The following is a 14,939-nucleotide window of genomic DNA, read 5'->3' on the forward strand; positions in this document are numbered from 1 at the left end:
ACGCCTATTTCGCGATCCGGTCGCGCATGATCTGGCTGGCGCGGAAGGTCATTACCCGTCGGGGAGCGATCGGCACCTCGACCCCGGTCTTGGGATTGCGGCCAACGCGTTGACCCTTATCGCGCAGGATGAAGCTGCCGAAACCAGAAATCTTGACGTTTTTGCCATGGGCCAGAGCGGAGCACATGTGGTGCAGCACGCGTTCGACCACGCTGGCCGATTCGGCCCGCGACAGCCCCAGCTTGCGATGGGTAACATCGGACAAGTCAGCGCGGGTCAACGTCCCCCCGACGCCTGCTTCATTGCCCATTCGGGCGATTCCAAGATCTGCCATTTCATTCTCCCGCCCTAAACGACGTGCCCCCCGTCGCGGAATTTAACTGTAACTTAACCGAAACGATCCGTGTCGGCAAATCGACATTTCGCCTAATTGCCGAGACTTTTCAATATCTGAGCGCGGCGGCCCCCCAAGTAAAGCCGCCACCCATCGCTTCCAGCACGATCAAATCGCCACGCTTGATTCGGCCGTCGCGCACCGCGGTATCGAGCGCCAGCGGTACCGAGGCCGCTGAAGTGTTGGCGTGGCGGTCGACAGTGACGACGATTTTATCGGACGAAACGCCCAGTTTTCGTGCGGTTGCGTCGAGAATTCGGGCGTTGGCCTGGTGCGGGACGATCCAGTCGACGTCGGCCGCGGTCAGCCCGATCTCGGCCAGCACTTCGTTGAGGACATCGGCGAGGTTGATGACCGCGTGGCGAAACACTTCGCGACCCTTCATCCGCAATTTGCCGACCGTCCCCGTGGTCGACGGCCCGCCATCGACGAACAGCATATCGTTATAGCGCCCATCGGCGTGGAGCTTGGTCGCGAGGATGCCGCGAGTCCCGTCTTCGGTGCCCAGCACCAGCGCGCCGGCGCCGTCGCCGAACAGCACACAGGTCGCGCGGTCTTCCCAATCGAGAATCCGGCTGAAGGTCTCGGACCCGATCACCAGCGCCTTGGTGCCATTGCCCGATTTCAGCATCGAGTCGGCGACGCTCAGCGCGTAGAGAAAGCCGGTGCAGACGGCGTGCACATCGAAAGCGATGCAGTCGGGAATGCCGAGCATCGCCTGGACCCTGGTCGCCGACGACGGGAAGGTCTGGTCGGGAGTCGCCGTGGCGAGCACGATGAGGTCGATGTCGGAGGCGTCGACGCCCGCATGCTCGAGCGCTTTGCGCGACGCGTCGGCAGCCAGGGTCGCGGTGGTTTCGCCGTCACCGGCGATATAGCGAGTGTGGATTCCGGTCCGCTCGACGATCCACTGGTCGGACGTGTCGACGGTCTTCGCCAGTTCGGCATTGTCGAGCCGCCGCTTGGGCAGGGCCGAGCCGGTGCCAAGAATGACCGACCGCATCGCCATTACGCCGCCTCATGATTGAAAGCGTGGGCGCGGAAATTGTCGAGATCTTCGCCAATCTTGCGGGTGATGTCGTTGAGGACCATGCGTGCGGCGACGCCGATGGCGTTGGCGACGCCCTTGGGATTGGCGCTGCCGTGGCTTTTCACCACCAGCCCGTTCAGTCCGAGAAAAACCGCGCCATTGTGGTTGTTGGGATCGAGCTGGACCTTGAGGATATTGAGCGCCGGCTTCGACAAAGCGAAGCCCGCCTTGGAGCGCAGCGAGCTTTTGAATGCGCGGCGCAACAAATCGGTGACGAACCGGGCGGTACCCTCGGCGGTTTTCAAGGCGATATTGCCCGAAAATCCGTCGGTCACAACGACATCGAAATTGCCGCGCGACAGCTGGTCGCCTTCGGTAAAGCCGCTGAACCGCATCGGCAGATATTCGGCGTCACGCAGCAGCGCGGCCGCTTCCTTCAATTCGTCGGTGCCCTTCAATTCCTCGGTGCCGATGTTGAGCAATTTGACCCGCGGCCGGTCGATTTCGAGCACGGTGCGGGCATAGGCCGAGCCCATGACGGCGAACTGGACGAGGTTTTGGGCGTCGCATTCGGTATTGGCCCCAAGATCGAGCATCACGCAGTCTCGCTCGCCCAGCGTCGGCAGCAGCGCGGCGAGCGCTGGCCGGTCGATCCCCGGCATGGTCCGCAGCGCCAGCTTGGCCATCGCCATCATGGCCCCGGTATTGCCGCCGGACAGCGCGGCGTCGGCCAAGCCGTCCTTTACCGCGTTGATCGTCATGCCCATCGAGGTCGTGCGGGCGCGACGAATCGCCTGGCTCGGCTTTTCGCTGGGGGCGATCGATTCGGCGGTGTGGGTGATGATTACCCCGGACCTAAGATTGGGGTGTCGATCGAGCTCCGGCTGGATCAGCTGTTCATCGCCGTAGAACAGGAACTGGAGCGAGCCATCCTGACGGCGCGCCCGCGACGCGCCGGCGATCATCGCCGAAGGGCCACTATCGCCCCCCATGGCGTCGATCGCGATACGTGGGCCTGCGTCCATCAGCGAGCGCCCCGGTCCCTAGCGCCGCTCAGGCCTCGCTCGAAACAATCTCGCGGCCATTATAGTGGCCGCAAGCAGCGCACAGATTGTGCGGCAGCTTCAATTCGCCGCAGTTCGGGCATTCCTGGAAACCGACGGGCTTGAGCGCATGGTGGCTACGCCGCATGTTGCGCTTGGACGGCGATGTTTTTCTTTTGGGGACAGCCATTGCGGCACCTACTTTGCAAAAATAAAAATTGCGACGATCTGCGCCTTCTCGACGGGAAAGCCCCGCGGCGGCGGCTGATCATCGCGACCGAGGTCCCTATAGCGCCTAGGCGCGCGAGTGCAAGGCTAGGCGGCGGTCAACGCCTGATCGCTGACATAGGGATTGGTCGCGCGTTCATGGCCGAAGGTCGACATCGGGCCATGACCCGGAACGAAGGCGGTAGCATTGCCCATCGGCCACAGCCGCGCAGTGATCGAGTGGATTAGCTGTTGCTGGTCGCCGTGCGGGAAATCCCAGCGGCCGACCGAGCCCTTGAACAGAACATCGCCGACGATCGCCAGCTGCGATGGCGGGTGGTGGAAGACGACATGGCCCGGGGTGTGGCCGGGGCAATGGCGGACGTCGAAGGTCAACTCGCCGACGCTCGCCTGGTCGCCATCGACCAGCCAGCGGTCGGGCGTGAACGGCCGGCCGGCGACGCCGTAGCGGGCGCCGTCCTCCTCGAGGCGGGAAATCCAGTAAATGTCGGCTTCGTGTGGGCCTTCGATCGGCACCCCGAGTTCCTCGGCCAGGATGCCCGCCGATCCGCAATGATCGATGTGGCCGTGGGTCAGCAGGATTTTCTCGATGGTGACCTGGGCTTGCGCGGCCGCGGCCTTTAACTTGGGCAGGTCGCCGCCGGGATCGACGAACGCGCCCTGCATCGTTGCCGTGCACCATAGGAGGCTGCAGTTTTGCTGTAATGGAGTCACCGGGATGATCGCCGCCCGGAGCGGGGGATGGCTCATTTTCCGGTGTCGACCTCGGACATTGCCGGGGGCTCATTGCGCATCGCGGCGGACACGGCTTCGGCCTGGCGCAGCACGCGCAGGACATTGCCGCCGGCGAGCTTGGCGAGGTTGGCATCGCTCCAGCCACGGCGGATCAGCTCGGCGAACAGGTTGGGAAACGTCTCGACGCCTTCGAGGCCGCGCGGCGTAAAGGGGATGCCGTCGAGGTCGGCGCCGATGCCGACATGGTCGAAGCCGGCGATTTTCGCGACATGGTCAATGTGGTCGGCAACGTCGGCGGAGGTTACCACCGGGCTGGGATGCGCGGCTTCCCACGCCTTCAGTCCCGCCTTGACGTTGGCGCTGCTGGCCCGGTGAATCGCTTTCAACCGGGCTTCCTCGGCGCTTTGTTCGGCGCCCCATTTCCACACCGCGCCGGAGATAAAGTTCGGGACGAAATTGACCATCACGACCCCGCCGTTCGCCGGCAGCAAGCGAAGGACATCGTCGGGAACATTGCGCGGATGGTCGACCAGCGCGCGCGCCGACGAATGGGAGAAAATGACGGGTGCGCGCGACGCCGCGATCGCGTCCTTCATCGTCGCCGGCGACACATGGCTTAAGTCGACGAGCATGCCGATGCGGTTCATCTCGTGCACGACCGTGACGCCGAATGGATTGAGGCCGTCATATTTGGGATCGTCGGTGGCGCTGTCGGCCCATTCGGTGGTCTGATTGTGGGTCAGGGTCATGTAGCGCGCGCCGAGATTATAGAATTGGCGCAGCGCGGCCAGCGATCCGCCGATCTGGCGTCCGCCTTCGATCCCGAGCATCGAGGCGACCCGGCCTGCCTTGTGGATGCGCACGACGTCGTCGGCGGTCCGGGCAAACTCCAAATCGTTGGGATAGGCGTCGATCATCCGCCGGACGATGTCGATCTGCTCGATGGTCTCACGGATCGCCGCGTCGCCGGTGATCGTGCCGTCGATATAAACCGACCAGAACTGGCCGCCGACCCGGCCTTGGTGGAGCCGCGCCATATCCGTCATTAGTGGCTTGGGCTGACGCTGGTTGGTGCCGTTCGCCAGCCCCGCGACGCTCCGCTGGTAATTTTCCGCGAGCTGTTCGGCGATGTCATTGTGGCCGTCGATCAGCGGCGTCGCCTTGAGAATGCGGTCGATCCGCGCCTGGACCTTGGGGTCGATCGGCTGGGCATTGGCGCCGGCGCTCATGGTCAGAGCGAGGACTAAGGCGGCATGATAAATTGTTTTCATGCGTGCCAATTAAGGAGTGACGGGCGGCAGCGCAATCGGCGGGGGTTGCCGTCGCTCATCGCATGTGGATTAAGGGAGGCAATGTCCGCCGCCCGACAAACCGCCGATCTGACCGAAATCATGCGGTTCGATCCCGATGAGGGAATCCTCGATATCGACCAGCATCTCGACCGGCTGATGCGGTCGGCCGAAGCGCTGGGCTTCGACTTCGACCGGCACGCGGCGCGCAACGAGCTGCAGGCGGCGACGTTCGGACGCAAGCGGCCGGCGATCGCGCGGCTATTGCTGTCGCCGACTGGGGCGATGGCGATCGAGGTTAGAGCGGAAGAGTAATCAGGCGGCGAGCGGGAAGCGCAGCAGGCGGTCCGAGACTGGAACGAGCGCTGAGGCGCCGTCGCCGACCTGCTTCATGATTTCGGGATGCGTGGCGTCGAGGCCGCCGGTGAGCGAGCCGAACGCGGGCAGGATGAGCTTGGTCGCCGACACCACGAAGCAGCGCCGCGACACGTGGCGACCTTGCAGGCGCAGCCGTAGCTTGGGATGGTAATGGCCCGACATTTCGGGGCGCGGGTCGTCGCGGATCGCTTCGTGGCGCAGGACGATCCCGGATACCTCCAGTTCCTCGGCAAGCCGGCCGCCGCAATGATCCGAAAAGCCCGGATCGTGGTTGCCGACGATCCACACCCAATCGAGCGTCGAAGTCATCTCCAGCAGCAACTCTCGGGCGGCGGCGGGTAGGCGGTCGCAACCGAAGCGGTCTTGGAAGCTGTCGCCGAGGCAATAGAGACGCGTGGCGCCGGTCCGCGCCACCTCGTTGGCGAGTGAGGTCAGCGTCGCGTGCGTATCATAGGGCGGCAGAAACTGCCCCAGCCGCGCGAACCAGCTCGCTTTCTCGAGGTGCAGGTCGGCCACCAACAGCGCTTGCTGGGCCGGCCAATAGAGTGCGCCTTTGGCGCCCGCGACAAATGTTTCACCAGCGAACGAAAAGGGAACCATGGTCCGTCATTGCGAGGAGCAGCGCGACGATGCAATCCATTTCATGCGGGCTTGATTGCTGCGCTGCGCTCGCAATGACGTCCTGCTCGTGTTTCTCAACGGGGGACGGGCGCACAGACGTCAGTCGGCAGTGGCTTGCCCTTTTGGCATCGCTCGAGCTGGAGGCGCGCCCGGCGGCCGCGCTCTTCCTCCGCCTTGCGCAGCTCGCGCCCGCGTTTCTCGTCGGCTTCGGATTGGCTGGTGGTTGCCGCATCGACGCCGGCCGAGACGACTTTGACCGGCAGCGTGACGACATCGAAAGCGGTTTTGGCGATCGACGTGACGCAGCCGCCGAGCGCCAGCGGCACGAGCAGGATGGCCATGTGTTTCATCGGCTTAGAGTCGCACATGCGTTGTTCCCCGGCAACGCGGGTCACAGCTGCATGGCTTCCCGGGCGAGCGCTTCCGCCTGAATTAGCAACGTCTCGTCGGCCTCGCCGCCGGGCGGCATCGCCTCGCGGCCGACGATCACCATCAGTGGTACCGCCATCGGCGTAATCCTGGTCGCCTCGACGTGAACCATGGTCGCCGCCGCGCGATCGACCAGCCGAACCAGCCGGCCCAGCTCGGTCATCCGGGCGCGGGCGTCGGCCCAGGCGGCACGCAGCAGCAAATGTTCAGGCTCGTAACGGCGCAGCACGTCGTAGATGAGGTCGGTCGAGAAGCTCACCTGCCGCCCCGACTTGCGCTTGCCGGGGTGGTGGCGCTCGACCAGTCCGCCGATCACCGCCACTTCGCGGAACGCGGTCTTGAGCAAATGGCTGTTTTCGACCCAATCGATAAATTCCTGTTCGAGGATGTCGGGCGAGAACAGGGCTTGGGGGTTGCGGATCGGCTCCAGCCCATAGCAGGCGAGGCCATAGTCGTTGGCAATGAATCCCAGGGGTTTGAGGCCCAGAATCTCCATCCGCTTGGTGATCAGCATGCCCAGCGACTGGTGTGCGTTCCAGCCTTCGAAACTGTAGGCGACCATATAGTGGAGGCCGTGGTGTTCGAAGGTCTCGACCAGCAACTGCTCGGGCTCGGGCAGCGTCGAGCGCTGGTCCTGCACCTCGAGCCATTCGCGGACGTCGTCGGGAAAGCGGTGCCAGTCGTTGCGGTCGGCGAGCATGTGGCGGACCCGGGTGGCGAGATGGGTCGACATCGACATGCGCTGGCCGCCGTAGGTGACGATCCGCGCCGATTTCGACGAAGCGTGGACGATGATGTCGCTGTCCTTGAGCTGTTCGACCTCGAGACTGAGGCCGGCGAAGAAGAAATGGTCGCCGGGCGAGAGGGTCGAAGCGAAACCTTCCTCGATGGTGCCGAGCCGGCGGCCGTTCTTGAACCGCACCATCATCAAGGGCTGCTCGACGATGATGCCGGCGTTCATCCGATGCTGGGCCGCGACTGCCGGACGCGTGATGCGCCAGCGCCCGTCGGGATCGCGCACCATCCGGCGGAATTTGTCATAGGCCTTGAGCGCATAGCCACCAGTGGCGATGAAGTTCAAAACTTCGGCGAAGACTTCATCGCGCAGACCCGCATACGGCGCCGCGGAGCGGAGTTCGGCGAGCAGCTCGGCCTCCTCGAACGGCCCGCCGCACGCCACGGCGAGAATGTGCTGGGCAAGCACGTCGAGCGCGCCGGGGCGGAAATTTTCCGGGTCCAGCTCACCGTCGTCGATCGCGTCCAGCGCCGCGCGCGCTTCGAGATATTCGAAGCGATTGCCGGGGACGATGATGCCCAGCGAAGGCTCGTCGAGGCGGTGGTTGGCGCGACCGATCCGCTGCAGCAGGCGCGAACTGCCCTTGGGCGCCCCCATCTGGACGACGAGGTCGATGTCGCCCCAGTCGATGCCGAGGTCGAGGCTGGCGGTGGTGACCAGCCCGCGTAGGCGCCCCGAACTCATCGCCCATTCGATCTTGCGCCGCGCTTCCAGGGCCAGGCTGCCGTGATGGATGCCGATCGGCAAAGCGTCGTCGTTGAGCGCCCACAGGTCCTGGAAAATGAGCTCGGCGAGGCTGCGGGTGTTGCAAAAGACCAGCGTCGTTTTGTGGGCCTTGATCAGATCCATAACGTCGCGCGCGGCGTGGCGGCCGGAGTGGCCCGACCAGGGGATGCGGCCGTCGGGAATCAGGATCGACAAATCGGGCTCGGCGCCGGGATCGCCGGTGATGAGGTCGACCAGTTCGGCATCGGCATCGGGCGCCAGCCAGCCGCGATAGGCCACGGGATCGCTGATCGTCGCCGACAGACCGACCCGCCGCAGCCCGGGCGCAAGCGTCTGCAACCGCGCCAGAGACAGCGCCAGCAGGTCGCCGCGCTTCTCCTTGGCGAAGGCGTGGAGTTCATCGACGACGATGGTCTTCAGCCCCGCGAACAGGGTGGCGCTGTCGGGATAGCTCAGCAGCAGGCTCAGCGATTCGGGCGTCGTCAGCAGGATCTGCGGCGGCCGCGCTCGCTGCCGCGCCTTGCGGTCCGACGGCGTGTCGCCGCTGCGCGTCTCGACCCGGATCGGTAGCCCCATCTCGCCAATCGGCCCCAGCAAATTGCGCTGCACATCGACGCTCAGCGCTTTCAAAGGCGACACATAGAGCGTGTGCAGCCCTTCCGCAGGCGCCTCGATCAGCTCGCAGATTGTCGGCAGGAACCCCGCCAGCGTCTTGCCGGCCCCGGTTGCCGCGACCAGTAGCCCGCTCCGTCCCGCCCGCGCCAGATCGAGCATCTCGAGCTGGTGGCGGCGCGGCTCCCACCCGCGCGCGTCGAACCAGTCCTGGACGATTTCGGGCAATGCGGTGGCAGTCGGCATTCGTCTCACTATATGGCTTTAGACGGCGCAGCTGGGTACCTGGATCGAGTATGTGGCCCCGGCCGACGCCTGGGTCGACCCCTCAGTGGCCAAGCTCAAAGCGCTGATGCTTGACCCACCAAATCAACGCGCGGGAATTGAATTTGGTCGGGTATGAGGATGAAGATGATTAGCCTTGGAATGTCCGCTTTGGGTGGAAACCGGACATTGATCTACGCGTCGCCGTTGCACTCAACCCAAAGTAGCTTCCTGTTGCGTGCATCGTATCGGATGTTCAGCACTGTACAGCCCCCGTCGTAAACCACCGGTAGGTCATCGACGGTCGTCCATCGAGATGTGCCCGCCTTTCCGGCGATTGGAACGTAGCCTTCGTTCGCGAACAGATATACCGCCTGCACCGAGCCGTTTTGTTCGTGTGCATAGAAGCGCGCGAATCTCTCAATCGCGATGTCTGGATGCGCAGTGGCGACTTGCCGTTCGATGTCCGTTGCAAGGACTCTGTCTGCGTTGTTCGACCGTGAGCATCCGCTTGTGAGGGTTACGAGAGCGAAAAGGGAAAACGCGGCTCGCCAGTGCATCTGCTGACTATCTTAGAAACAGCTAATGTCCGCAATGGGTCGAAAGCGGACATTGCGAACTTAATGGGCTGCTGACTCCGTCCGTTCCACGCCCGACAATCCGAGCTGCTCGTCGATTTGCGCGACGAGGCGGTCGAGGCCGGCTTTGTCCTTCGCTTCGGCGCGGGCGACTAGAACGTCTTGGGTGTTGGAGGCGCGAAGGAGCCACCAGCCGTCCTCGGTATTGACCCTCGCGCCGTCGGTGGCATCGACTTTCGCGCCCTCGGCCAACAACCGTGCCAGCACTTCGTCGACCACCGCAAACTTGCGGCTGGCGTCGACTGGGAAGCGCAGTTCGGGGGTGGCGACCGACTTGGGCATGGCGTCCATCAGCTGGGTCAGGCTCTTGCCGCTCGCGCTGACCGCTTCGATCAGCCGCACGGCGGCGTAGAGCGCGTCGTCGAACCCGTACCAGCGGTGCTGGAAGAAGATGTGGCCGCTCATCTCGCCAGCCAGCGGCGCGCCGGTTTCCTTCATCTTCGCCTTGATCAGGCTGTGGCCGGTTTTCCACATCAGCGGCTTGCCGCCCAATTCGGCGATGCGGTCGAACAGCAGCTGGCTCGCTTTCACGTCGGCGATGATGGTTGCGCCGGACTCGGCCTCGAGGACCGGCCCGGCGAGGATCGCCAGCAACTGGTCGCCCCAGATCACCCGGCCCAAACCGTCGACCGCGCCGATGCGGTCGCCGTCGCCGTCGAAGGCGATGCCGAAGTCGAGCTCCTCATAGGTGACCAGCGCCTTCAAGTCGGCGAGATTAGCTTCGACGGTCGGGTCGGGGTGGTGGTTGGGGAATGCCCCATCGACCTCGGTGAAAATCGCATGGTGCTTGCCCGGCAGCCGCTCGATAAGCTTTTCCAGCACGGGTCCTGCCGCCCCGTTGCCGGCATCCCAGCCGATGCGGAACGAGCCGCCCAGAAAATCCTCGACCAAGCGATCGGTGTAAGCGGCAACGACGTCGGCCTGCTCGATTTTGCCGTGTCCGTCGCTCCACTCGCCGGCGGCGGCGCGGCGGCCGAGTGCCTGGATTTCCTCGCCGAACACCGAGCGGCCCTTGAGCAGCATCTTGAAGCCATTGTAGTTGGCGGGGTTGTGGCTGCCGGTGACCTGAATGCCGCCATCGACGCCAAGAGTCGCGGTGGCGAAATAGAGCATCGGACTGGGGCCCATGCCGATCCGCACGACATCGAGCCCGCCGCGGGTCAGGCCCTCGATCAGCGCCGACTCCAGTTCCGGCGAATGGGTGCGACCGTCGCGGCCGATCGCGATCCGCTGCGCGCCTTCTTCGGTCGCCAGTGCGGCGTAGCTGCGCCCCAAGGCATAGGCATTGGCGTCGGTCAGCGTGTCGCCGACGATCCCGCGGATGTCATATTCGCGCAGGATCGACGCGTGAAATTGGTGGCTCATGCGATCATAACTCTGGGCGCTGTGAAAAGGGGTCAGCCGGCGACGGCAACGGGCTCGGGCAAGCTCGCGCCCGGTTCCGGGATGCCGAGCCCGGCGATCATCTCGCGCAGTTCCTGGCGGGCGGTGATGTGGCCCATGCCGACTTCGCCCAGATCGGCAAGATCGAGCAGGGTCAGGCCCTTGGGGAACAGCTCGCGGTAGATGACACGCTCGCCCAAGCCCGGAATGACGCGGAAGCCGACGCGGCGGGCAAGCTCGTCGAGCGCGGCGCCAACCCGGCGTAAATTGTGGCTGTCGACGTGCTGCAGGCGGTTGCGCAGCACGACCCAGTCGACGCCGCGGCCGGTGGTCTTGGCGCGCTCGGTGCGGCTGTTCCAGATCAGTTCGGCGTAGAAGCTGGGCTTGGTGATCTTGTAATTTTCGGGGTGGACCTGGCCGATCAAATCGAGGTCGACGAAGCTGTCGTTCATCGGCGTGACCAGCGTGTCGGCCTTGAGGATCGCGGCGTGGGAGACCTCATCGTCGCGGCCCGGCGTGTCGACGACGATCACGTCGGCGTCCTGCGACAGCCGGTCGAGCGCGGCGTGCAGCCCGTTCTCGCTATGATCGTCCAACACCTCATAGCGCGCGTGGGGCAGCTGTTTATCGAGCCGGCGCATGGTGGCGTCGCGATTCTCGAGATAGCGGGTCATGGTCCGCTGGCGATTGTCGAGGTCGAGCGCGCCGACCCGATGCCCCGACGCGGCGAGCGCAATTGTGGTATGCACCGCCGTCGTCGACTTGCCGGTGCCGCCCTTTTCGTTGGCGAAGATAATAAAATGCGGCTGGCCCATGGCTCCCCCCAAAAGGCGCTGACACCCTTGATTTCTGCTCCGGCGCGTGCGCAAGCGCCGGTCAGCCATGGTGTATCGGAGGGGTTGCCTCGGTGCAAATTATCCGTCGCCTTGAAGAGCTTGCTTCTGCGCTTGCAGGGCTGCGGCAGACGGGTGAAAAAATCGCCCTGGTGCCGACCATGGGTGCGCTCCATGCCGGCCACATCGCGCTAATCGAGACGGCCCGGGGCCAGGCGGATCGGGTGGTCGCGACGATTTTCGTCAATCCGATGCAGTTCGGGGCCGGCGAGGACCTGACACGCTATCCGCGTCAGGAGACGGCCGATGCTGCCATGCTCGAGCAAGCCGGTTGTGACCTGCTGTGGCTGCCGGCGGTTGCGGGCATTTATCCCGACGGTTTCGCGACCAGGATTCACGTCAGCGGCCTGTCCGAACGCTGGGAGGGCGCAGCGCGGCCGGGCCATTTCGATGGGGTCGCGACGGTTGTCGCCAAGCTGCTGCTGAGCGTGGGGCCGGATGTCGCGCTGTTCGGCGACAAGGACTTCCAGCAGCTCGCGGTGATCCGGCGGATGACGGCAGACTTGGGCCTCGGCGTTGCAATCGTCGGCGTGCCGACCGTGCGCGATGCCGACGGTCTCGCCCTCTCGTCGCGCAATGCCTATCTTTCGGCGGATGAGCGAAAGCGGGCGATTGCGCTGCCCGATGCGCTCGACGCCGCCCGTCATGCGATTCTGTCCGGCGAGCCGGTCGCCGAGGCTCTCGCAGTCGCCCGGCAATCCATCGCGGACGCGGGTTTTTCGAGCATCGACTATTTCGCTCTGGTCGATGCCGGTTCGCTCCAACCGCTCGATTCATCCTCCGGAACGATGCGCCTGATCGCCGCGGCAACCATCGGTGACACGCGCCTGATCGACAATATTGCGGTCGAAATGGACGCATCGCCCGAGCGCTGATCGCCGCGTTAACCATTTGTTTGCCTTAAACAGGCGAAACCCCCCGTATTGAATATGAGGGGACAAAGCATGGGTGCTATTAGTCAGAAGGGGGCGGAGTTCCTGATCCGGAGCCGCCTGGCCGACGCCGAGCGCGGTGATGTCGATGCATTGTACGAACTTGGCGTAACCTATTCGACCGGACAGGGTGGGGTTCCTGTCGACCTCATCGAAGCGCACAAATGGTTCAACCTGGCGGCGCTTTCGGGCTGCACCCGCGGCCAACACTGCCGGGCCGAGATCGCCATGGAAATGACCGCTCGCGAAATCGCCGAAGCCCAGCGCCAGGCGCGCTCATGGCTTGGCGCCGGACATCAACGCTACGCTGCTTGAATTAGCGCATCAGCACCGTCGTCACCCGGCGGTTCAGGGCCAGCGCCGTCTCGCTGGTTCCGGCAACCGCGGGACGCTCTTTTCCCCAGCTGATGATGGTCAGCTGCGCTTCCGGTACCCCCTGCAACACCAGATAATCGCGCGCCGCACTGGCCCGCCGCTCGCCAATCGCCAGCGCAAAGTCACGCGGCGTGCGCTCATCGGCAAAACCCTCGATCCGCGCCCGAATCTCGGGATGGGCGAGCAGCCAGCGCGCCTGGGCGGTTAGCGTCGCCTGTCCGGCGGCATCGATGCTATGCGAACTGCCGGCGAAATAGACCGTGTCGCTGCCCGATTTCGCGACCATGTCGGCTTGCATGGTGTCGATCGTGACCGGGGCCGGCGGCAGTTGCGCCGCGGCTAAGGTACCGCCGCTCAGCGCCATCGCGACTAGCCCGGTAAGAATCATCCGGCGCATCATTTTGCTCCCGTCGACCAGTCGGGGTCGGAGCCGTCCTGGGGGGTAATGATATTGCGCGGGTTGCCGCCGTCGACCGAGACCACGGCAAGGCCCGTCCGGCCACCAGCATCGCTACGCTGGAACAGGATATCGCGGCCGCTGGCGGCCCAGCTCGGGCCTTCATCCTGCGGTCCGTTGGTCAGGATCCGCTCGTCGGCCCCGGCCGGCGTAATCACGCCGATGCGCAATCCGTCGCCGGCGGCGCGGGTAAAGGCGATCCGCTCGCCGTCGGGGCTCCATGACGGCGAAGCATAGCGCGCGCCGCCGAAGGTCAGTCGCCGCTGGTCGGTGCCATCGGCGTTCATCACGTACAACTGCTCGGTCCCCGAACGGTCGCTTTCGAAGACGATTCTGCTGCCGTCGGGCGAGAAAGCGGGGGCGGTATCGACGCCCGGCGCGCTGGTCAGGCGCTGCAACGCGGCGCCATCGGTGTTGACGACATAAATATCGACGTTGCCGCCGGCGGCCATGCCAAACAGGACGCGCTTGCCATCGGCCGAAAATCGCGGCGCGAAGCTCATCGTATTGCCCGGCAGGAGCGGCCGGTCCTCATTGCTTTCCAGATCAATCAAGTGAACCTGCGGCTGCCCACCGGCATAGCTGACATAAGCCAGGCGCTCGCCGCCGGGCGTCAGGCGCGGGGTCAGCACGGTCGAATCGCCGGCAGTCAAATACCGGTGGCTGGTGCCGTCGCTGTCCATCAGCGCGATGCGTTTGACCCGCGCGTTCTTGCTGCCGCTTTCGGCGACATAGGCGATCCGCGTGTCGAACGACCCCGGCCGACCGGCGAGCCGCTCGTAGACCGCGTCGGAACAGCGGTGCGCGGCGCGGCGCCATTCCGCCGGCGCGACGACGAAGCCCTTGCGGGCAATCTCGCGCGCGCCCGGAATATCGTGGAGATAGCAAGCAACGGTGATCCGGCCATCGGATCGCGCCTGAACAAAGCCGGTGACCAGTGCCTTGGCCCCGGTCGCACTCCATTGCTTAAAGCCGGGCGCCGTCGCCTCGGGATAGGAATAGACCCGGGCATTTTCGGGACCGATCGGCATCAGCTCGCGGGTTGAGCGGAGGTCCGAGGTAATGACGTCGGCGACGTAGCGGGCGAGGAGCCCGGTGTCGCCAGCCGGGGTCGAAACATTGTCGGGTGTCGCCAGCTGCGGAACCGCAACCACCGTAACCGGCGTCCCCTGCGCCATCGCCGACGACGGCAACACCAGCATCGCCGCCCAGATTTTGACCTTCAATCCTTGCATCATTGTCCTTGCGTGCTGACCGCCTTGAAGCGCTCGACCCACGCCTTGGGCTGCCGCTGCGGCCGGCCGTCGGCGGTAAGGAAAGCCGCGGTGACCCGGGCATCGGTCAGTACTTCGGTTCCGCGCATGACTCGCTGGTGACTGAGGACCGAAACGGCGCGGACTTGCTCGACGATGCTCAACACCACGAGGTCGTCGCCAAGGCGGGCTGGCTTGAGGTAGCGGATGGCGACATCGGCAACGGCATAGGCACCGCCGCCGGCATGGTGGGCCGAAGCCTGGTCGACGCCGGCGGCGCGGATCATGTCCGATCGCGCCCGCTCCATGAACTTCAGATAATTGGCATAATAGACGATGCCGGCAGTGTCGGTGTCCTCGAAATAGACGGTCAGCGCGAAGTGATGCTCAAGGCCGACGAAGCCACCGCGATAGGGCTGGTCAAGCGGGGAAGAAGTCATCGCTATCCCCTAGCCAGTGCGCG

Annotated in this window: 17 protein-coding genes; 3 read left to right on the plus strand and 14 right to left on the minus strand. The window is 64.8% G+C overall.

The window, feature by feature from the left end:
* Positions 1 to 4: 4 nt before the first annotated feature.
* The 6 genes from RMO25_RS02150 to RMO25_RS02175 form a co-directional block, all read right to left on the minus strand.
* Entirely contained in the window at positions 5 to 334 is a 330-nt protein-coding gene (locus RMO25_RS02150; protein WP_309660960.1) for an integration host factor subunit alpha, read from the minus strand.
* Between the two features lie 109 nt (positions 335 to 443).
* Positions 444 to 1,403 (minus strand): beta-ketoacyl-ACP synthase III, encoded by a 960-nt coding sequence (locus tag RMO25_RS02155; RefSeq protein ID WP_309660961.1) that lies wholly within the window; start codon positions 1,401 to 1,403, stop codon positions 444 to 446.
* A complete protein-coding gene (gene plsX, locus RMO25_RS02160) occupies positions 1,403 to 2,449 on the minus strand; it encodes a phosphate acyltransferase PlsX (RefSeq protein ID WP_309660962.1) in 1,047 nt (348 codons plus the stop codon). The genes RMO25_RS02155 and plsX overlap by 1 nt, the downstream gene beginning before the upstream one ends.
* A 28-nt stretch (positions 2,450 to 2,477) precedes the next feature.
* Positions 2,478 to 2,657, minus strand: coding sequence for a 50S ribosomal protein L32 (rpmF, locus tag RMO25_RS02165; protein ID WP_309660963.1), 180 nt, complete (start codon positions 2,655 to 2,657; stop codon positions 2,478 to 2,480).
* A gap of 125 nt (positions 2,658 to 2,782) precedes the next feature.
* Positions 2,783 to 3,445 carry an MBL fold metallo-hydrolase gene (locus tag RMO25_RS02170; RefSeq protein ID WP_309660964.1) on the minus strand — a complete coding sequence of 221 codons (663 nt, stop codon included), beginning with the start codon at positions 3,443 to 3,445 and terminating at the stop codon, positions 2,783 to 2,785.
* Positions 3,442 to 4,701: a dipeptidase gene (locus RMO25_RS02175; protein WP_309660965.1), complete on the minus strand. Its 1,260-nt coding sequence runs from the start codon at positions 4,699 to 4,701 to the stop codon at positions 3,442 to 3,444. Before RMO25_RS02175 ends, RMO25_RS02170 begins: the two co-directional genes overlap by 4 nt.
* Before the next feature lie 81 nt (positions 4,702 to 4,782).
* On the opposite strand from RMO25_RS02175, the gene RMO25_RS02180 reads away from it, so the two are divergent.
* Entirely contained in the window at positions 4,783 to 5,034 is a 252-nt protein-coding gene (locus tag RMO25_RS02180; RefSeq protein ID WP_309660966.1) for an aminotransferase class IV, read from the plus strand.
* On the opposite strand, the gene pdeM is transcribed toward RMO25_RS02180, so the two are convergent.
* The 5 genes from pdeM to RMO25_RS02205 all read right to left on the minus strand — a co-directional run bounded on the left by pdeM (position 5,035) and on the right by RMO25_RS02205 (position 11,381).
* Positions 5,035 to 5,697 carry a ligase-associated DNA damage response endonuclease PdeM gene (gene pdeM, locus RMO25_RS02185; RefSeq protein WP_309660967.1) on the minus strand — a complete coding sequence of 221 codons (663 nt, stop codon included), beginning with the start codon at positions 5,695 to 5,697 and terminating at the stop codon, positions 5,035 to 5,037.
* A 95-nt stretch (positions 5,698 to 5,792) separates the two neighbouring features.
* On the minus strand, positions 5,793 to 6,068 hold the full coding sequence (locus tag RMO25_RS02190) for a hypothetical protein (RefSeq protein WP_405051823.1): 276 nt from the start codon (positions 6,066 to 6,068) through the stop codon (positions 5,793 to 5,795).
* Positions 6,069 to 6,109: 41 nt separating this feature from the next.
* Complete coding sequence (locus RMO25_RS02195; protein WP_309660968.1) at positions 6,110 to 8,527, minus strand: ligase-associated DNA damage response DEXH box helicase; 2,418 nt, start codon at positions 8,525 to 8,527, stop codon at positions 6,110 to 6,112.
* A gap of 638 nt (positions 8,528 to 9,165) precedes the next feature.
* A complete protein-coding gene (gene pgmG, locus RMO25_RS02200) occupies positions 9,166 to 10,548 on the minus strand; it encodes a phosphoglucomutase/phosphomannomutase PgmG (protein ID WP_309660969.1) in 1,383 nt (460 codons plus the stop codon).
* 32 nt (positions 10,549 to 10,580) lie between these two features.
* Complete coding sequence (locus tag RMO25_RS02205) at positions 10,581 to 11,381, minus strand: division plane positioning ATPase MipZ (protein WP_309660970.1); 801 nt, start codon at positions 11,379 to 11,381, stop codon at positions 10,581 to 10,583.
* Positions 11,382 to 11,473: 92 nt separating this feature from the next.
* Between RMO25_RS02205 and panC the strand changes: the two genes are divergently transcribed.
* Complete coding sequence (gene panC, locus RMO25_RS02210; RefSeq protein WP_309660971.1) at positions 11,474 to 12,334, plus strand: pantoate--beta-alanine ligase; 861 nt, start codon at positions 11,474 to 11,476, stop codon at positions 12,332 to 12,334.
* Positions 12,335 to 12,403: 69 nt separating this feature from the next.
* Positions 12,404 to 12,706 carry an SEL1-like repeat protein gene (locus RMO25_RS02215; RefSeq protein ID WP_309660972.1) on the plus strand — a complete coding sequence of 101 codons (303 nt, stop codon included), beginning with the start codon at positions 12,404 to 12,406 and terminating at the stop codon, positions 12,704 to 12,706.
* A 1-nt stretch (position 12,707) separates the two neighbouring features.
* On the opposite strand, the gene RMO25_RS02220 is transcribed toward RMO25_RS02215, so the two are convergent.
* From RMO25_RS02220 to RMO25_RS02230, 3 genes are read right to left on the minus strand one after another with little or no spacing between them, the layout of a single operon-like run.
* Entirely contained in the window at positions 12,708 to 13,166 is a 459-nt protein-coding gene (locus tag RMO25_RS02220; protein ID WP_309660973.1) for an OmpA family protein, read from the minus strand.
* Entirely contained in the window at positions 13,163 to 14,458 is a 1,296-nt protein-coding gene (gene tolB, locus RMO25_RS02225) for a Tol-Pal system beta propeller repeat protein TolB (protein WP_309661000.1), read from the minus strand. Before tolB ends, RMO25_RS02220 begins: the two co-directional genes overlap by 4 nt.
* Positions 14,458 to 14,916, minus strand: coding sequence for a YbgC/FadM family acyl-CoA thioesterase (locus RMO25_RS02230; protein ID WP_309660974.1), 459 nt, complete (start codon positions 14,914 to 14,916; stop codon positions 14,458 to 14,460). Before RMO25_RS02230 ends, tolB begins: the two co-directional genes overlap by 1 nt.
* Positions 14,917 to 14,939: the final 23 nt, after the last annotated feature.

The organism is Sphingomonas sp. (genome assembly GCF_031361285.1).
In the GTDB taxonomy this organism is placed as follows: domain Bacteria; phylum Pseudomonadota; class Alphaproteobacteria; order Sphingomonadales; family Sphingomonadaceae; genus Sphingomicrobium.